Source organism: Phocaeicola intestinalis (assembly GCF_014837065.1).
Classification (GTDB): Bacteria; Bacteroidota; Bacteroidia; order Bacteroidales; family Bacteroidaceae; genus Phocaeicola; species Phocaeicola intestinalis.
Genome location: NZ_JACSPP010000001.1, coordinates 145,416 through 164,077, shown reverse-complemented (window position 1 = coordinate 164,077; position 18,662 = coordinate 145,416). Strand labels below are relative to the sequence as shown.

Below are 18,662 nucleotides of genomic sequence, written 5' to 3'. Positions count from 1 at the left end.
CAGGTACTGCCCAAACGCTGGATTGTGGAACGCTCTTTCTCATGGCTGGAAAACTTCAGAAGGCTGACCATCGATTACGAATTCCTTGCTGAAACTGCGGAAGCTATGGTACAGATTGCATTCATACAAATCATCCTTAACAAATTTATCGAATGAAATCAAAACAGCTTCTAAGAATATTACGTCTATTCAATACAATTCGTTAAATTTGCCGAGCAAGGTCACGTTTAAAGACGGAAGTACGATAACCTATCTGTATGCGGCTGATGGCACAAAGCTTCGCACGGTTCATAAGACAGGGAGTACGGCCACCACGACAGACTATTGCGGGAATGTGGTCTATGAAAACGGCAGTCAGAAATACCTGTTGACGGAAGAGGGTTATGTTACTTTGGCGGATAATAAATACCATTATTATCTGAAAGACCATCAGGGGAATAACCGTGTGGTCATCAGCTCAACGGGGACGGTCGAGGAAACGAACCATTACTATCCTTTCGGCGAGGTGTTCGCGGCAACGAACAATGTCCAGCCGTACAAGTATAACGGTAAGGAGTTCGATAACAAGAACGGCTTGAACTGGTACGATTACGGTGCACGGCACTATGATGCGGCGTTGGGAAGGTTTGTAAGCATTGACCCGTTATCGGAGCAAGATTATCCGAGTTCCCCCTATGTTTATTGTGGCGGCAATCCCGTTATCCGCATAGACAAGGACGGCAAGATTTGGGATACGGTATGGGACATCGGCAATATGCTTTACGATGCAGGTGCAGCCGTAGCTGCCCATATCCGTGGCGACCATGTTTCCGCCCAAAGCCATTGGGTTGATTTGGGTGTAGATGCCGTAGCTGCCGCTCTTCCTTTTGTTCCTGCTGGTACAACCAAGCCTCTAAAGGCTGCGGATAAAGGAGTGGATGCGGTAAAAACTGCTAAGCAGGTTGATAAGGCTTCAGATGTAACTGGAACGGCTATAAAGGATAAAACCTTAAAGATAGAAATATCTCCTGAAAATAAAATAGACCGTAGTTTGTTAAATCCGCCTTCTAAATCTGGTAATGCACCGACTTTTAAACAAGATGGAACTCCTGTTGATATTCATCATGAGGGACAAAATCCTAATGGGCCTTTTAAGGAAATGCATTGGCAGGAACATCGTGGAAAGGGTAATTTCAAGAAAAACCATCCTAATTTGGGTCAACCTAGTAAAATAGATAGAAAAGAATTTGAAAAAGCTAAAAAAGAATATTGGAAGAAAGAATATGAACAGTAAAGTAAAACAAGAGATGGATGAGGTTATTGCAGAACTGCAGAAATTTACATCTCGGATATTAGATTGGCGAGAACCTGTTAATCCTGTCTTAATAGAACGTTTTGAGGCAACATTTGGAGTGAAACTTCCAGAAGATTATAAATATCTTCTTAGTATTACAAACGGATTTTCTTTAATGGGAGATAATGTGTTAGGTATAATTGATAAAGAAAAGAATTATGACTTATTTATGTGTTATAATATTGAACACTTTGAAGTAATTGTACCTCAATATAAACATTTAATACCGTTCAGCCCTGATGGAGGAGGAAACTTTTATTGTTTCGATACTCATGTGAAAACCAACGGTGGCGATTCTAACCAAATCGTTTTTTGGTATTCTAATTATGAATATAGTGAATCTGACCCACCGGAAGTAACACACCAAAGTTTGGCTGATTATATTAAGAATTGGATTATAGCTCTTACATTGGAAGACTACGATTATAATGGAGATAGAAAAATGTAGCCTTCTTCTTATCAGTTAAAGTGTTTTTAAAGTTTATATGCCAGTAACCTTGATTCAGAATCAAAATCTGTTTCAAAAGGTTGCTGGCATAATTTTTATAAAAATGAAGATGATTGAGATCAGCTGAACAGCCATGCCGAAATTACGCTGGCAAGTAATACGTATGACGAATTGGGCAGGCTTCAGACGAAAAGCCTTCACGGCAGTACGGCCAACAAGCAGACGTACAGCTACAATATCCGCGACTGGCTGACAGGCATCAGCGGCAGCAAGTTTACGCAGAACCTGTACTATAACACGGGCAGCGGTACACCGCAATATGGCGGAAACATCAGCAGCCTGACTTGGAAGGCTGGTAACGAAAGCACGGTAAGGGGCTATAAGTTTGCCTACGACGGTTTGAGCCGGCTGACTTCTGCTACATACGGCGAAGTCACAAATATCGGTAGCAACGCCAACCGTTTCACGGAAAAGGTTACGGATTATGACCTGAACGGGAATATCAAGGGCTTGCAGCGTTACGGACAGACCTCCTCAACCGGTTACGGCTTGATAGACAACCTGACCTATACGCTGAGCGGCAATCTGATAACACGGGTGGATGATGCCACAACCGCCACGGCTTACAACAACGGTTTCGAGTTCAAAGATGCTGTAAAGCAGGCGAGCGAGTACGCATACGATAAAAACGGCAACCTGACGAAAGATTTGAACAGGAATATTACAAGTATTCAATATAATTGTTTAAATTTGCCAAGCAAGGTCACGTTTGATTCGGACAGATGAGGTATTACATAAACGGCTGACAAACGGACACGGATCTTTTTTTGATTTGACTCAGGAGTTAAAAGCAGTTATGTTTTACAGGAGTTATCACTTGGTCCAGAAGTTAAAGCCCCATAGACCTGTTTCTGACTCCTGCCGAAGGCATAACTCCTTCTGACTCTTTTTATCTACTGGTATTTTGAGGATATTCATTTAGATTATAATCACAAATATAAAAACTATGTTTACTATGAGGCATTGTTTATGGGCAATAAATTTTTGGGTACTTTTTTGTTTTTGCAGTGTGGGATATGCCTATTCTCCTCGTGAGGTCATTAATCTGAACCGGGAATGGAAGTATATGCAAGGAGACTTGCAAGGAGCCGAAAAGACGGATTATGACGACAATAACTGGGAGACCATTGGGATTCCTCATTCGTTTAGTATTCCCTATTTTATGTCGAAAGATTTCTATACCGGATATGGGTGGTACCGCAAGCGTGTGTTTTTTACAGAAAGGAATCTCTCGGGAAAAATCTTTCTAGAGTTTGACGGTGTTTTTCAGGAAGCGGAAATCTTTTTAAACGGAAAGTTTATAGACCGGCATTGCGGGGGGTATACAGGGTTTTCGGTTGACATAACTGATGCGGCACAAAAAGGAGATAATGTGCTTGCAATACGGGTTAACAATTTATGGCAACCCACTGTGGCACCGCGCGGTGGGGAACATGTTTTTAGCGGAGGTATATACCGTAATGTCCGTTTAGTGTTGAAATCTTCTACGTATATCGGTTGGTATGGAACATTTGTCACGACATCGGGACTTGATGTAAGTAATGGCAAATATGGAATTGTGGACATTTCAACGGAGATTTGTCATTCGGAGCCTGAAACTGGCAATTTCCGTTTGGTTTCCAATATTCTGTCATCTGAAGGCAGGATTATCGCATCCGCACAAAAGATAATACAATTGAAAGGCAATACGAACCAGGTTGTAAAACAGCAAACAGAAAGAATAGAGCATCCTTTCCTGTGGCACCCGTCACATCCGGTCTTGTACAAGTTGGAAAGTCTGCTTTTCAAAGGTGATGAGCTGATAGACCGAGAGGAAACGTCCTTCGGTTTCCGTTGGTTTGAATGGACAAAAGATCACGGTTTTTTCCTGAATGGGAAACATTTGTATTTTAAAGGAATAAATGTTCATCAAGACCAGGCTGGATGGGGTGATGCTGTGACCGATGCTGCAGCACGCCGTGATGTGGCTTTGGTTAAGCAAGCAGGTTTTGATATGATCCGCGGCTCTCACTATCCGCATTCTCCCGCATTTTCGAAAGCTTGTGATGAAGAAGGTGTGCTTTTCTGGTCGGAAGCTCCCTTTTGGGCTACGGCAGGAGAAAAGAAAGACGGATATTGGACAGCAAGTGCTTATCCAGTCCGCCAGGAGGACTGCAAAGAATTTGAAGAAAATGTCTTGCAGCAGTTGGAGGAAATGATACGTATCCACCGTAATCATCCTTCCATTATCGCATGGAGCATGTGCAACGAGCCTTTTTTTACTGCACCGGAAACAATGCATGGGATAAGGAAACTATTGGAGAGAATGGTGGCTCGTACACACCAGCTTGACCCGACACGTCCTGCTGCCATAGGCGGTGCACAGCGTCCGTTGGGAACAGAGCGCATTGACTTGATAGGAGATATTGTGGGGTATAACGGTGATGGAAGTACCATTCTTGATTTTCAGCAGCCGCCTATACCGAATATGGTAACGGAATACGGAAGCACAACATCCGACCGGCCGGGCGAATATATCCCGGGATGGGGAGACTTACAGAAAAATGACGCCTGGAAAGGTGTAGAATGGCGGAGTGGTCAAGCCATCTGGTGTGGGTTCGACCACGGAAGTATCTTTGGTGAAGAAATGGGCAAAATGGGAATTGTTGATTATTTCCGCATTCCGAAACGTTCTTGGTATTGGTACCGGAATGCTTATGCCAATATAGCCCCTCCGATATGGAGTGTGTCAGGCATTCCGGCAAGGTTGCGGTTGGAAGCCTCGCAATATACCGGCATCAGGGCCGACGGTACGGACGATGTTCAGTTGACGGTAACTGTTCTCGATGAAACAGGCAGAGAACTGAGCAATTCGCCGGCTGTCAGGCTGACTTTGCTATCGGGACCGGGCGAGTTTCCTACCGGTAGCAGCATCCTGTTTGAAGCGGATAGTGACATTCGTATCATGGATGGAAAAGCAGCGATTGCCTTTCGCTCCTATTATGCAGGCGAATCGGTCATTGAAGCTACTTCACCAGGCTTGGAGCCGGCTCGCGTTAAACTGACATTTTCCGGAGCTCCCGTATATCAAGAAGGAGAGACTCCCCAAGTGAAAAATCGTCCTTATATTCCCTTTGCTTTGCAGAAACAGCATAAAATGCAAAGTTTCGGATTGAATAACCCAGCTTTTGGTAGCAGTGCTGCACAGGGACATGCCACAGGATATGCTGCTGATGGTAAGCTTGATACTTGGTGGGAACCTGAAAATTCAGACCGAAAGGTATATTGGACACTTGATACGGAACGTTTCTTGATGTTGGATGAGGTTTGTGTCCGGTTTGCAGGTGCAGCTCCGTATCAGTACAAGATTGAAGTGTCTGAGAACAATAAAGATTGGATCGTGGTTTCGGATAAGACCGGCAACCATGTTCCGCTAGATTCGGACCTGATAAAAAGTGACAGGCAGGTAAAAATGCATTATCTTCGTATCAGTTTTCCTCATTCTGAAAGATACGTGACACCGAAGCTTGCTGAAGTGGAGGTACGCGGACAATTATACTGACACATAACACACACTGCACACGGTTGCATACGCTCATGAGGCTGTGTGCAGTGTTTATTTCTTTATTCTAATGCAATGGTACGCACCTGCACTTCCTGATGCAGAAAGACGTGGGCTGACTCACGGAATTTTTCTACCGATTCGGTAGTAAGGAAAAGACAATTCCCTCCCGTTTCGCAATGGGTCCGTATTTCCGGATGTCGGATAAGGTAGTCTTTCAGGCTGGCTGCTACGTATTTGCCTTGTTCTACCAGGCGGATGTGTGACGGAGTGTAACAACGGATTTTATCCAACAAAAGAGGATAGTGAGTACAGCCTAAAATGATGGTATCTATTTCCGGGTCTTGGGAAAGCAGGCGGTCGAGGTATTTTTGTACGAAATAATCGGCACCAGGGCTTTGGGCTTCATTATTCTCTATTAATGGTACCCACATGGGACAGGATACACTTGTCAATCGGATTTCGGGATAAAGCTTGTGAATTTCTAACGGATAGGATTGTGACTTTACAGTACCTTCGGTGGCAAGCAACCCTACGTGACGGGTTTGGGTCAAGTTGCCGATGCATTCTACGGTAGGACGTATTACGCCCAGTACTCTGCGGGCTGGGTCGAGATGTGGAAGGTCTTGTTGCTGGATACTGCGGAGTGCTTTTGCCGAAGCTGTATTGCAGGCAAGGATAACCAATGGACATCCCAGCTCGAAGAGTTTTCGTACCGCCTGTAAAGTGAATTCGTATACCACTTCGAACGAACGTGTGCCATAGGGGGTACGGGCATTGTCGCCTAAATAGAGATAATTGTACTGAGGAAGCAGGCTGCGTATTTTGTCAAGGATAGTCAACCCTCCGTAGCCGGAATCGAAGATGCCGATGGGTCCTGTGGTTGTCATGATATTTAAATCAGAAACGCAGATTAACGCAGATCGGCGCAGAATGTAAAGTTTTAATCTGCGAGAATCTGTGTTAATCTGCGGTGAATAAACAGAAGGGGATTAGTTTGCCGGAGTAGTAGTTGCGGATGCAGCCGGTGTTGCCGGTACTGCAGTCAGGCTGATACCCAACTTGGTTTTGATATCGTTGGTAACATCCTTCGATACGTTTTCATCGATGTAAGGGATGTCCGTACGGTTCAGGTCGAAAACGTAGGTGTATCCGCCAGCTGCACCGATAGCTTTTACTGCATCTTCCAGTTTCTTGTAAATCGGATCCATCATATCAGTATAAGCTTTTTGCAGCTGCTGCTGTGCTTCCTGCTGAAACTGTATACCTTTTTCCTGCATTTCCTGTAATTCTTTCTGGCGGCGTTCCTGGATGTTTTGCGGAAGTGTCTTTTGTTCTTGTTGGTATTCTGCAAATTTTTTGCTGAACTCGTCTGAAGCACGTTTGATTTCGTCTTCGTACTGTTTCTGCAAAGCTTGAATATCAGTTTGGGCTTTGGCATATTCCGGCATTACCGGGATGATGTCCATAGACTTAAAATGCGCGAACTTTTGCGCGAACAAGCTCATCGGAGCGACGAGCAGCAATAATAAAGCAATTCTTTTCAACATAATCTTGATTTTCTATTAGTTTTTAATTTATTGTTTTTGTTCCTGTTGCGGTTCTCGTAAGAGAACGGCTGCAAATGTATAAAATTAATTTGAATATCCTAAGCGTGAGAGCACTTCATTGCTGATATCAATGCGCGGAGAGGCAAAAATCATACTTTGTGCCGAGGCGCGGTCAATAACTGCATCGTAATTCTGCTCCATAGCAATGTCTTTAACAGCATTATAAATGTTGTCTTGGATAGGAGCGACAAGTTCCCGTTGTTTCTTCATCATTTCGCCTTGAGGACCGAAATATTTTTGCCGGAGTTCGGCTGCTTCTTTTTCTTTTGCCACAACTGCTTCTTCTTTTGCAGTACGTTGTGCATCGGTCAGCGTAGCGGCATCTTTCTGGTAAGCCTCATACAAGGCTTTGGCTTCGTTGCTCTTGGCTTCTATTTCGCTTTGCCATTGTTGGGACAGCGATTCCATTTGCTGGTTTGCCTGTTCATAGGCAGGGATATGTTTCAAGATAAATTCCATGTCTATCAACGCGAATTTCTGTGCCTGTGCCGCGCAGAGGCTTATCACAAGCAGTGCTGCAGAGAAAATCAATCTTTTCATATCTTTGGGTCTTTAGGTTAAAATTCTTGTCCGATAATAAAGTGGAACTGGCTTCCACTGTATTGCGTAGAGCCGTTGATCTTGTCGAAACCGTATGCCCAGTCGATACCCATCATACCAATCATCGGCAGGAAGATACGTACACCGACTCCGGCAGAACGTTTCAGCTTGAACGGATTGAAGTCTGCTACATCCGTCCATGCATTTCCGGCTTCTACAAATCCCAAGGCATAGATGCTGGTAGAGTTTTCCAACATCAGCGGGTAGCGGAGTTCAGCTCCCAGACGGATATAAGCATATCCTTCGCTTCCGTAGGGGGTCAACGAACCGTTCTCATATCCACGTAGGGCGATGGTTTCGGATGCGTAGTTGTAACTGTATCCTGTCATACCGTCACCTCCGACATAGAAGGTTTCGAACGGAGAGCGCTTATAACGGTTGAAGTGTCCTAAGATACCAAATTCAGCACGGGTCATGATGACCGGACACTTCTGGATATCCATCAAAGCGGTATAAGTCTTCGATTTGAATTTCCACTTGTGGTATTCAATCCATTTAAACATACTTGCTGCCTCGTCGTAGTTGTCTCTTCCGTAAGTAGAATAGTCTTTGTTGCTGAAGAGCGAGTAAGGCGGCGTGATTTGCAACGAAGCGGTAAACTCGGAACCACGGCGTGGGAAAATGGGATTGTCGGTAGAGTTACGCGACAAAGTCAGGTTCAAGCTCAAGCTGTTGCAATTACCTGTGTTCATGTATTCCCCGTTGTTCAACCGGATATACAGGTAACTCCAATCTTTCAGCATAAAGCGCTGGTAGGACAATTCTGCCATGAACGTGAAATAGTCATCGGGCCAGCGCAAGCGTTTTCCCCATCCTACCGAGAACCCGAACATCTTGATGGAGCGGTCAGGGTCGTAGTAAGATTCGTAATTGTCATAATAGCCATAGTTGCCGTATCCCCATCCGTACAAATAATTGTAGTAGTTGTTCATGTAAGCCGAGTTGTAATACTGGCTGCTGATATCGGTCTGTACAGAATAGAATGCGGATACTGAAAGTGAGTTCGGGCGCTTACCGCCAAACCATGGGTCAAGGAACGAGATACTGTATGCCTGATAATATTGTCCGTTGGTCTGGCCACTGATGGTAAGGGTCTGTCCGTCACCTTGCGGCAGGAATCCCCGGAAGTTGTCATTCTTGCGGAACAGGTTGGCGAACGAGAAGTTGGTGAATTTCAGGCTCAGCTTACCGATGATACCTGTCTGTCCCCATCCTGCAGAAAATTCTACCTGGTCGTTCGCTTTCGATTCCAGTCCCCAATTAATATCTACCGTACCATCTTCGTAATTGGGCTGTACCTGTGGGTTGATGGTTTCAGGATTGAAGTGCCCCATTTGAGCGATTTCACGGTACGAACGTTCCAAGGCTTCCTTGCTGAACAAGTCTCCAGGACGGGTACGAAGTTCACGGCGGATGACGTTTTCGTACAAACGGTCGTTACCATTGATGCGTACATGGCTGATGCTTGCCTGCGGACCTTCCATCACGCGCATTTCAAGGTCGATGGAGTCACCATCGATATTTACTTCTACCGGGTCGATGTTCGAGAACACGTAACCACGGTTATAATAATTGTTCTTGATGGCATCTTCATCATTCGAAAGGCGGTCGTCCAGCAACTTCTGGTTGTATACGTCACCGTGCTTCATCTGCAATTGTTCGTTCAGCAGGTCAGAGGGGTAAACGGTATTTCCCACCCACGTAATGTTGCGTAGGTAATATTTGTTGCCTTCATATATTTTCATATAGACATCTACCGTCTTTTCATCGTAAGGTGATACGCTGTCCACTTCGATGACAGCATCGCGATAACCCAGTTCGTTGTATTTTTCGATGATTTTCTGCTTATCTTCTTCGTAACGTTCATCGATGAATTTCTTGGTGCGGAACAGGTTGATGAGCTTACCTTTTTCATTGGTCTTTTTCATCACGCGCTTTAACTTCTTGTCGGTCAGTACCGTATTGCCGTCAATCGTGATTTTGTGGACTTTTACCTTTTCTTTCTTGTCAATGTTTACATCAACATACACTTGCTCCTTGTCGTTAGGGGCTTCGCGTTCGATAATGTTGATTTCGGCATTTTTAAATCCTTTCTCATCAAAGTATTTCTTGATGATGATTTTGGCACGGTCTACCATATTGGGCGTAATCTGCATACCTTTCACCATATTGCCGAGCTTGTTTTGTAAGTCTTCACGCTCGCCTTTCTTGATACCATTGAAATGGATGTCGGCGATACGCGGACGCTGGGTCAGTTCGATGCGGATCCAGATTTTATTTCCTTCTATCTTATCTGCCGAAATACGGACATCCGAAAACAATCCGTGGCGCCAATACCGCTTGACAGCATCGGTGATATCATCGCCCGGCACGGTAATGGTCTGCCCAACGGCAAGTCCGGAGATGCCGATCAATACATAATCCTCGTAGTTTTTCACTCCCTCCACCTTGATGTCGGCTATTTCATATTTCTTGGGAGTCCCGTTATATAAAATGACTGGTTGGTTCTCTGGTGTCTCCGATTGCTCTGCCGGCTGTGGTGTATCGTGGTGTAAAGAGGCAGAGCCGTCCTCTTCATCTGTCTGACCTTCCTGCACGTTGTTTTCTTGTGCATGTCCGATAGCCGGAAAGCTGAAACATATCAGTACCAATAGAGTAAGAAAAAAACTGTATCGCATCTTTTTTAGGGTTTCAATAATTGTTCACTTGTTTTGCCAAAACGGCGTTCTCTTTGTTGATAATCGTATATTGCTTTGCAAAATTCTTCTGCCTTGAAGTCGGGCCAGTAGGTGTCGCAAAAATAAAGTTCAGAATAAGCACATTGCCATAACAGGTAATTGCTGAGCCTTATTTCGCCTCCTGTACGTATCAGCAGGTCAGGGTCGGGCATAAAACTGGTTGCCAGATACTGGTCAATGGTCTTGTCGGTTATTTCATCGACGGCAAGTTTCTGGCACGCCACTTGTGCCGCTATCTGTTTGACGGCTTCGGTCAGCTCCCATTTCGATGAATAACTGAGAGCCAGTACCAGGCACATGCCTGTATTGACCGATGTGCGTTTGATGCATTGTTGCAGGCGTTCGGCCACATTGACGGGTAACTTGTCCTTTTCGCCGATGATGCGGAAACGAATGTTGTTCTTCATCAGCGTCTCTTCCTCGATGGAATCCATAAGGAGAGCCATCAGGGCAGACACTTCTTCGGCAGGCCGTTTCCAGTTTTCGGTAGAGAAGGTGTAAAGTGTCAGGTATTTCACTCCCAGCCGTGCAGCTTCTTCTGCAATGACATGTACTGTTTCGGCACCTGCCTGATGCCCGAACGAGCGGGCATGACCGCGTTGTTTAGCCCATCGCCCGTTACCGTCCATAATGATGGCAATGTGTGCCGGAATCCGTGATTTGTCTATTAAGTCCTTGTATGATGTCATGATGCTTTACGTTTTTCTACCATTTGGGAAGGAATCCCAGCCGGTTGATTCGTCCTCTGCTCATATATCCGTTGTGCCAGATAATCCAAATAAAGTTGTTCTCATCTACTACACACGAGTAGCTTCCTTCACCCAGTGATTCTCCTTCTTCGTATTTTTGCCTGAATGAGTCTGACTTTGGGAAGCGGACATAGCGTGTCACAGGTTTCCAAGAGAGACCATTGTCGGTCGACTCGAAGAACGTGTTGAACGGGTGCCGGTATTCTTTATGCGGAAGGCTGTTGATGAATCCTCCGAAAGCATATAGTTTCTTGTCGTAATAAATCATTGTTCCGTCGGCGATGTTCGGACAATAGAAAGTATCGGCCTGTGCATAGTCGTAAGCAATCCAATCGTTTTCAGAATTTAGCCGGCTGGCTGCAAATCCGAACTCATTCCCTAGTGCATCGGGATGGAATCCGAATACGACGGCGCGTGTCAGGGTGGAATTATAGGAAACAGGCAATGACGCAAACGAGAAACGTTGGTTTACGTCAGGGAAAATGCTCCCTTCTCCGTCTTCGCTCCACGATGTGCCGTTGTAGGTCACACACCGGTTGTCTTCGGTGTAGGCATACAGGTAAGAAAGTCCGCTTGCCGTAGTGGCATTTGCCAGGAGTTGCTTCAGGCGATATGCTGGTGCAGGAAGGGAGGAAGGCTGGATAACACTACCGGAAAGTTCGTACAAGGTACCGTCGGCAAGGAAATAAACCGTGCCGTTCCATACCATTGCCGAATAAGAGTCGGTTTCTTGCGGAACATTGTCGAGGGCAATCCAGCCGTCTGCCTGTCCGTTGGTACTGACCGTAGTATATTCGATGACAGGTGTATCCCCGTCTTGTCCGAATACGTAGATACATCCGTCTGTGTATACCGCTTTCTGACGGGTCAGGCTCTGTGATACGAAAGCTTGTTGTGAGGCTTCTTCGTCCCATGTCAACGAATCGGGTTCTTGCTGGTGTACATTGATTTTTATGTGGTAGGCTTTTCCCATCCGCCCGCTGTAGGACATAACCTTGAAAGTCAGTCCTTCGCTAGGAGCCACCGCAAAATTGATGGAGTCGGTATTGGTCCAAAGCGTATCTACAGGTTCGGTACCTAACGAGTCTATTTTGCCATATACTATATAAGGAGAATCGGCATTGATGTTGGTAACGACTCTTGAAATGTCGGTCCCTACCGGAAGCGAGTCTTTATTTTCGATAGTCCGGTTCAGCTGGTCGATGGTGAAAGGATAATTCGACATAGACAACGTATCCATATACAAGGAATCGCTTCCGTCTTGAGCCTGTCCGGTTTTTTGCATCCATAGTGTCCCTACCGAGAAATGGATGATGCTCGTTTCGTTGGTATAGGTTACTTCTATTGTATCATCATTCAGGCAAGATGTCATTGAGAATGTAGCTAAAGCCAGGCTTGCTAATAATATGGATAAAAATCTTATTTTCATTATTAGTATATTCTTTGCATTACAAGTTGCAAAAGTAGAAAGTTTTTTTTCCACTTGGAACTTTTATATCAAGTTTTATATAAAATTATGGATAAACTTTACTTTTTTATCTGCGAATCAGGCAATTTGTCGTACCGGTTGACATAGTGCGCTATCACAGACCGGTCTCTTGGCAGGAAAGAGCATGGGAAACCGCAGGGAATGGACGGTGCCTGCACTCCTTCCCCCAATATGATGGGGACATGTTCGGCATACGTTTCGTCCCATAATCCTGCATCAAGGAAGGACTGGAGCAACCGGTTCCCGCCTTCCACCAGCAGAGATTGGATTTTATGCTCGTATAAGATACGGGCGATCTGGGGCAGAATGTCTTTGTCAAAGTCGAGAGGAATGAAAGTCAGGTTGGCCTTTCCTGTCTGGGGTGCTGAAGTGAACACCCACGTGGGGGTACTTCCGTCGAACAGGTGCAGGGAAGACGGGAGTGAGAGATGGCGGTCGATTACCAGCCGTAGGGGATGCTTGCCATACCATTCGCGGGTAGTGAGTGAAGGATTGTCGAGCAGGGCAGTGCGTCTTCCCACCAGTATTGCCTGATGTTCGGCACGTAGTTTGTGCACGTATGCCGATGTGAGTGGGGAAGAAAGCCGCACCGCTTTTCCTTCCTGACGTATGGTATCGATGAATCCGTCGGCCGATTGTGCCCATTTCAGGGTAATGTAAGGACGTTTTTGCTGGTTGAATGTCACAAAACGCTTAATCAGGTCCCGGCATTCTTGTTCCAGCACTCCGGTCTTGACTTCGATGCCGGCATCTCTGAGTTTTCGGATACCTCTTCCCGATACCAGCGAGAAGGGGTCAATACATCCTACTACTACACGGGGAATACCTTTGCGGATAATCAGGTCGGCGCACGGAGGAGTCTTCCCGTAATGGGAACAAGGTTCCAGGCTGACATAAAGGGTAGAATCGTGGAGCAGGCTTTCGTCCTTCACCGAGGCAATGGCATTTACTTCGGCATGACCCTCACCGCAACGGGCATGGTATCCTTCGCCGATAATCTTGCCTTGGTGTACGATGACGGCTCCTACCATCGGATTGGGAGGCGTGTTGCATAATCCGTTCTTTGCCAACTGAATGCAGCGGCTTATGTATTTTTCGTCTGTAGTCATAAGCGTATGTTTTTTTCTTTTTGTACCTTTGTGGCATTATGCATCCTTTATATACCTATATTATACAGTCGCTTTCGGGCCTGTATCCAGACTTGGAAGTGAAAGCGTTGGCCAAAGGAATCCTGACCGATGTGTTCGGATTTTCTGCCGTTGATTTGTACGCGGGCAAAGATAGGAATTTTTCAACGAAAGAACGCGAGAAGCTTGAAGATATTCTTTCCCGTTTGAAGCGTTTCGAGCCTTTTCAGTACATTACCGGTGAAACTTTTTTCCTTGGACATCCTTTTTATGTGACGCATGACGTGCTGGTTCCCCGTCCCGAAACCGCCGAGCTGGTGGAATGGATAGTCCGCGATTATGCTTCACAGGAGGGTTTGCGGGTGTTGGACATCGGTACGGGAAGTGGTTGCATCGCGGTGTCGTTGGCACGGTTGTTACCTCGTTCTTCGGTGCTGGCATGGGATGTATCTGAAGCAGCCCTTTCCGTAGCAAGGAGGAACGCTGCACGCAATGGGGTGAATGTGGAGTGCGTCCGGGTGGATGTGCTCTCGCATATAGTTGCGATGCCCGATGCAGATATATGGGTGAGCAATCCTCCTTATATTCGTGAGCAGGAGAAGGCAAGTATGGATAGGAATGTGCTCGACTGGGAACCGGGGCTTGCTTTGTTTGTTCCCGATAATGACCCTTTGTTGTTTTACCGGAAAATAGCAGAACTGGGAAGTAAACATTTGTCTTCCAGTGGCGTTTTATATTATGAAATCAATCAGGCATACGGGCGTGAAACGGTGGAATTACTCCGAAGCATGGGATATCGGAACGTAGAGTTGCGGAAAGACCTTTCGGGCAACGACCGTATGGTAAAAGCGGAAAGACCATGAAGATTTATACTGAAAGCGAATTGAAGAATAAGGCTGAGGCTTATTGTGTGCGGACCGAGCGTTGTCCGGAAGAAGTGGCGCAGAAACTGGAGCAATGGGGAGCTACTGAAGAAGAAAATGCCCGTATCCTTGCTATGCTTCAACAAGACCGTTTCATTGATACCTGCCGCTATTGCAAAGCTTTCGTGCGCGATAAATATCGCTTCGCACGCTGGGGGAGAAACAAGATAATCCAGGCATTGCGGATGAAACACTTGCCTTCCGATGATATATCGGCGGGGCTTGAAGAGATAGACGATGAGGAATATAGCCGCATCTTACGCGAAGTGCTTGCCCAAAAGCGGAAGTCGGTAACAGGAAAGACCGAGTACGAACGAGCCATGAAGTTGCTTCGCTATGCCGTGACAAAAGGGTATACGGTAGACGAAATCAAGCGTTACGTCCATCAGGTGTCAGAAGATGAGTTTATGGACTGACTTGCGCGATTTCTTTTTCCCTCGTCTTTGTGTGGCGTGCGGGAACCGTCTGTTGTCAGGCGAGGAAGGAGTGTGCCTTCGTTGTGCATCTTCGCTGCCTTATACTCATTTATATAATAAGGTAGGAAATGAGATGGAGCAATGTTTTTGGGGACGATTCCCGATAGAACGTGCATCTTCGCTTTTCTATTATGCCAAGGGAGGAACGGTGGCACATATTTTGTATGCGATGAAATATGATGGCCAGCGAAAACTTTGTGTAAAGATGGGCGAGTGGATAGGGAGTGAGTTATTGCCTACAGGTTTTTTCGACGGGATTGATTGCTTGCTTCCTGTGCCTTTGTTCCGCACCCGTGAAAGAAAGAGGGGATACAATCAGAGTGAGCTTCTGGCGCGCGGCATAGCCGAAAAGACAGGCTTGCCTGTATGCCGGAATGCCATTTACCGTCTTCGGAATAATGCCACTCAGACCCATAAGAGCGGTTATGCCCGCTGGCTGAATGTGCAGGAGTTGTTTTGTGCTACTGCAGATGCAGCATCTTTGGCAGGGAAACATATCCTGCTGGTCGATGATGTACTTACTACCGGAGCTACGCTGGTGGCGTGTGCTGATGCCTTGTCGGCCATCGGAGACATTCGTATCAGTATTGTCACTTTGGCGTGGACAAAATGAAAGTTTACTAACTTTTTATTAAAAAAATCCCTATATATTTCATATTCACGTATGTTTTGCATATTTTTGCATCGTTATTTATCAGATAAATAAAGTTATGAAAGCTTTGGAAAGATTATTTGCAGAAAAATTGTTGAAGGTAAAAGCTGTAAAGATTCAGCCTGCGAACCCTTTCACATGGGCATCGGGTTGGAAATCCCCTATTTATTGTGACAACCGCAAGACATTGTCTTATCCTGCCTTGCGCAATTTTGTCAAGTTGGAGTTGTGCCGTATCATTATGGAACGGTTTGGAGAAGTGGATGCAATAGCGGGTGTAGCTACAGGAGCCATTCCCCAAGGCGCATTGGTGGCAGAGGAACTGAACCTCCCGTTCGTCTATGTACGTTCGAGCCCCAAAGACCACGGTCTGGAAAACCTGATTGAGGGCGAGCTTCGTCCGGGTATGAAGGTCGTAGTGGTAGAAGACTTGATATCTACAGGCGGAAGCAGCCTGAAAGCCGTAAACGCTATCCGCCAGAACGGATGCAACGTCATCGGCATGGTGGCTTCGTTCACATACGGATTCGATGTTTCTGTAGAAGCATTCAAAGAGGCAAAAGTGGAATTGGTTACCTTGACCAATTACAATGCGGTATTGGATGCAGCCTTGAAGACCAATTACATCGACGAGCAGGATATTCCTATCCTTCAGGCATGGAGAAAAGACCCGGCACATTGGACGGGAAAATAAATAAAGCATGAAAATTATTTACGACTTTACGATTTACTATTTACTATAATAGTCAGTCAGAAACAGAATGCGAAAATATAGTCTGTTTTTAGTAGAGACGTCACATTGTGGCGTCTCTACTGCATGCGGTATTTTTCGCAAACCGATTTTGTTCTGCTATAATTCATCGAAATAGTAAATCGTAAATAATATTCTGTGTTCAATTAGATACAATGTATGGTACAATTTGAAAGCAGTGTGAAACATGTTCCGTATACACAGGAACGGGTCTATACAAAACTGGCTGACTTAAACAATCTTGCCTCGGTGCGTGAGAAGCTGGGCGAACTGAAAGAAAAATTCCGCGGAAAGGTGGAAGACTTGGTTTTCGACCAGGATTCGCTGACCTTGAAAGTGCAAGGCATCAGCCTTACGCTCCGTATCGTGGAACGCGAGCCGATGAAGTGCATCAAGTTTGAAGGCGACAAGACACCTATCCCGATGAACTTGTGGATACAAATCCTTCCGGAAGGCGAAGCGGAAGCCAAGATGAAGGTGACTATCCGTGCCGAAGTGAACGCCTTTATGAAAGCCATGGTGTCGAAGCCTTTGCAAGAAGGGGTAGAAAAACTGGCAGATATGCTTGCGATGATTCCTTATTGAGTTTGTAAGTTCTTGAGTTTTTAAGTTTGGAGTGTTTTGTGTATGTTTCAACTCAGGAACTTAAAAGCTCAAGAACTCAAAAAACTTACAAACTCAAGAACTCAAAAACTTAATAACGTATGGGACAAAAACTTTGGGAAAAGAATGTACAGGTAAATGCGGAAATCGACCGCTTTACCGTAGGACGCGACCGTGAACTGGACCTTTACCTGGCAAAGCACGATGTGTTGGGCTCAATGGCGCATATCACGATGCTCGAAAGCATCGGCCTGCTGAAGCCCGACGAACTGAAGGTCCTGTTGGAGGAGTTAAAGCAAATCTATGCAACCGCAGAGAAAGGTGAGTTTGTGATTGAAGAAGGCATCGAGGATGTACATTCGCAAGTGGAACTCATGCTCACCCGTAAACTGGGCGATGTAGGCAAGAAGATACATAGCGGGCGTTCGCGGAACGACCAGGTATTGGTGGACTTGAAACTCTTTACCCGTGAGCAATTGAAGCAGGTAGCTGAGGCGGTCGAGACGCTCTTCCGTGTTCTGATTGCGCAAAGCAACCGCTACAAAGACATTCTGATGCCGGGCTATACCCATTTGCAAATCGCCATGCCTTCTTCTTTCGGACTTTGGTTTGGCGCATATGCCGAAAGCCTGGTCGATGATATGCTGTTCCTGCAAGCCGCTTATAAGATGTGCAACCGCAATCCGCTCGGATCTGCCGCCGGATACGGCTCTTCGTTCCCCTTGGACCGTGAGATGACCACCCGCCTGCTGGGTTTCGACTCAATGAATTACAACGTGGTTTATGCGCAGATGGGACGTGGTAAGATGGAGCGCAACGTTGCCTTTGCCTTGGCAAGCATTGCCGGAACCGTATCGAAGATGGCATTCGATGCCTGTATGTTCAGTTGCCAGAACTTTGGTTTCGTCAAGCTTCCCGACGAATGCACCACGGGTTCCAGCATCATGCCGCACAAGAAGAACCCCGATGTGTTCGAACTGACCCGTGCCAAATGCAATAAAATCCAGTCTTTGCCCCAGCAGATTATGATGATTATGAACAACCTGCCTTCGGGCTATTTCCGCGACTTGCAGATTATCAAGGAAGTCTTCCTCCCCGCATTCGAGGAACTCTTGGACTGCTTGCGGATGTCGGCATACATCATGGAGCGTATCAAGGTGAACGAACACATCCTGGATGACGATAAATACCTGTATATGTTCAGCGTAGAAGAGGTCAACCGTCTGGCAGCGGAGGGCATGCCTTTCCGTGATGCCTATAAGAAGGTAGGGCTGGATATAGAGGCAGGCAAGTTCACTCATGCCAAGGAGGTGCATCACACCCACGCCGGAAGCATCGGGAACTTATGCAACGATAAAATCGAAGCCCTGATGGCCCAGGTTATGGATGGTTTCGATTTCGAGCGTGTCGCCCAAGCCGAGAAAGCCTTATTGGGGCGTTGAGCTTGTTCGTCTCACTACAGATTGCACAGATTAATAAAGGTGAATTACGCCCCTACTGTTTATCGCGTACAAATGACAACTGAAAATCCCTGTGTCCTCTGTGGTGAATAACGTGAAAAG

At 46.0% G+C, this 18,662-nt stretch carries 18 protein-coding genes and 1 pseudogene; 12 read left to right on the top strand and 7 right to left on the bottom strand.

The features are described 5' to 3' along the window. Nucleotides 1–6 precede the first annotated feature (6 nt). The 6 genes and pseudogenes from H9625_RS00690 (at nucleotide 7) to H9625_RS00670 (ending at nucleotide 5,382) form a co-directional block, all read left to right on the top strand. Entirely contained in the window at nucleotides 7–156 is a 150-nt protein-coding gene (locus H9625_RS00690; protein WP_394354905.1) for a transposase, read from the top strand. Between the two features lie 10 nt (nucleotides 157–166). After that, nucleotides 167–721 (top strand): annotated as a pseudogene (locus H9625_RS17545) (RHS repeat-associated core domain-containing protein); the annotation flags it as partial. A 33-nt stretch (nucleotides 722–754) separates the two neighbouring features. Then, complete coding sequence (locus H9625_RS17540; protein ID WP_225226162.1) at nucleotides 755–1,273, top strand: HNH/ENDO VII family nuclease; 519 nt, start codon at nucleotides 755–757, stop codon at nucleotides 1,271–1,273. Next, a complete protein-coding gene (locus tag H9625_RS00680; RefSeq protein WP_191762736.1) occupies nucleotides 1,263–1,781 on the top strand; it encodes an SMI1/KNR4 family protein in 519 nt (172 codons plus the stop codon). Before H9625_RS17540 ends, H9625_RS00680 begins: the two co-directional genes overlap by 11 nt. 171 nt (nucleotides 1,782–1,952) lie before the next feature. Beyond that, nucleotides 1,953–2,567, top strand: a complete 615-nt coding sequence (locus H9625_RS00675; protein ID WP_317173053.1) for a hypothetical protein — start codon at nucleotides 1,953–1,955, stop codon at nucleotides 2,565–2,567. A gap of 229 nt (nucleotides 2,568–2,796) precedes the next feature. Continuing rightward, nucleotides 2,797–5,382: a glycoside hydrolase family 2 protein gene (locus tag H9625_RS00670; RefSeq protein WP_430516452.1), complete on the top strand. Its 2,586-nt coding sequence runs from the start codon at nucleotides 2,797–2,799 to the stop codon at nucleotides 5,380–5,382. A gap of 62 nt (nucleotides 5,383–5,444) precedes the next feature. Here the strand turns inward: H9625_RS00670 and murI are convergent, their stop codons facing one another. The 7 genes from murI to ribD form a co-directional block, all read right to left on the bottom strand. Further along, on the bottom strand, nucleotides 5,445–6,272 hold the full coding sequence (gene murI, locus H9625_RS00665; protein ID WP_022040407.1) for a glutamate racemase: 828 nt from the start codon (nucleotides 6,270–6,272) through the stop codon (nucleotides 5,445–5,447). A gap of 102 nt (nucleotides 6,273–6,374) precedes the next feature. Then, complete coding sequence (locus H9625_RS00660) at nucleotides 6,375–6,932, bottom strand: OmpH family outer membrane protein (RefSeq protein ID WP_022040406.1); 558 nt, start codon at nucleotides 6,930–6,932, stop codon at nucleotides 6,375–6,377. 84 nt (nucleotides 6,933–7,016) lie between these two features. Further along, nucleotides 7,017–7,532 carry an OmpH family outer membrane protein gene (locus H9625_RS00655; RefSeq protein ID WP_087211810.1) on the bottom strand — a complete coding sequence of 172 codons (516 nt, stop codon included), beginning with the start codon at nucleotides 7,530–7,532 and terminating at the stop codon, nucleotides 7,017–7,019. A 17-nt stretch (nucleotides 7,533–7,549) separates the two neighbouring features. After that, nucleotides 7,550–10,270 carry an outer membrane protein assembly factor BamA gene (gene bamA / locus H9625_RS00650; protein WP_087248432.1) on the bottom strand — a complete coding sequence of 907 codons (2,721 nt, stop codon included), beginning with the start codon at nucleotides 10,268–10,270 and terminating at the stop codon, nucleotides 7,550–7,552. Between the two features lie 5 nt (nucleotides 10,271–10,275). After that, nucleotides 10,276–11,019 (bottom strand): isoprenyl transferase, encoded by a 744-nt coding sequence (locus tag H9625_RS00645; RefSeq protein WP_022040403.1) that lies wholly within the window; start codon nucleotides 11,017–11,019, stop codon nucleotides 10,276–10,278. 16 nt (nucleotides 11,020–11,035) lie between these two features. Continuing rightward, complete coding sequence (locus H9625_RS00640; protein WP_191762735.1) at nucleotides 11,036–12,508, bottom strand: DUF6242 domain-containing protein; 1,473 nt, start codon at nucleotides 12,506–12,508, stop codon at nucleotides 11,036–11,038. Nucleotides 12,509–12,606: 98 nt separating this feature from the next. After that, nucleotides 12,607–13,677: a bifunctional diaminohydroxyphosphoribosylaminopyrimidine deaminase/5-amino-6-(5-phosphoribosylamino)uracil reductase RibD gene (gene ribD / locus H9625_RS00635; RefSeq protein ID WP_191762734.1), complete on the bottom strand. Its 1,071-nt coding sequence runs from the start codon at nucleotides 13,675–13,677 to the stop codon at nucleotides 12,607–12,609. Nucleotides 13,678–13,715: 38 nt separating this feature from the next. On the opposite strand from ribD, the gene prmC reads away from it, so the two are divergent. The 6 genes from prmC to argH all read left to right on the top strand — a co-directional run bounded on the left by prmC (nucleotide 13,716) and on the right by argH (nucleotide 18,542). Next, nucleotides 13,716–14,558, top strand: coding sequence for a peptide chain release factor N(5)-glutamine methyltransferase (prmC, locus tag H9625_RS00630; protein WP_191762733.1), 843 nt, complete (start codon nucleotides 13,716–13,718; stop codon nucleotides 14,556–14,558). Next, the gene (locus H9625_RS00625; protein WP_022040399.1) at nucleotides 14,555–15,034 is read left to right on the top strand and encodes a regulatory protein RecX; all 480 of its coding nucleotides are present in this window, start codon (nucleotides 14,555–14,557) and stop codon (nucleotides 15,032–15,034) included. The genes prmC and H9625_RS00625 overlap by 4 nt, the downstream gene beginning before the upstream one ends. Continuing rightward, a complete protein-coding gene (locus H9625_RS00620) occupies nucleotides 15,018–15,707 on the top strand; it encodes a ComF family protein (RefSeq protein WP_087406414.1) in 690 nt (229 codons plus the stop codon). The genes H9625_RS00625 and H9625_RS00620 overlap by 17 nt, the downstream gene beginning before the upstream one ends. A gap of 97 nt (nucleotides 15,708–15,804) precedes the next feature. Next, a complete protein-coding gene (gene pyrE / locus H9625_RS00615) occupies nucleotides 15,805–16,440 on the top strand; it encodes an orotate phosphoribosyltransferase (RefSeq protein WP_013618064.1) in 636 nt (211 codons plus the stop codon). A gap of 216 nt (nucleotides 16,441–16,656) precedes the next feature. Further along, nucleotides 16,657–17,082, top strand: a complete 426-nt coding sequence (locus H9625_RS00610) for an SRPBCC family protein (RefSeq protein ID WP_191762732.1) — start codon at nucleotides 16,657–16,659, stop codon at nucleotides 17,080–17,082. Between the two features lie 119 nt (nucleotides 17,083–17,201). Then, a complete protein-coding gene (argH, locus tag H9625_RS00605; protein ID WP_087248417.1) occupies nucleotides 17,202–18,542 on the top strand; it encodes an argininosuccinate lyase in 1,341 nt (446 codons plus the stop codon). Nucleotides 18,543–18,662: the final 120 nt, after the last annotated feature.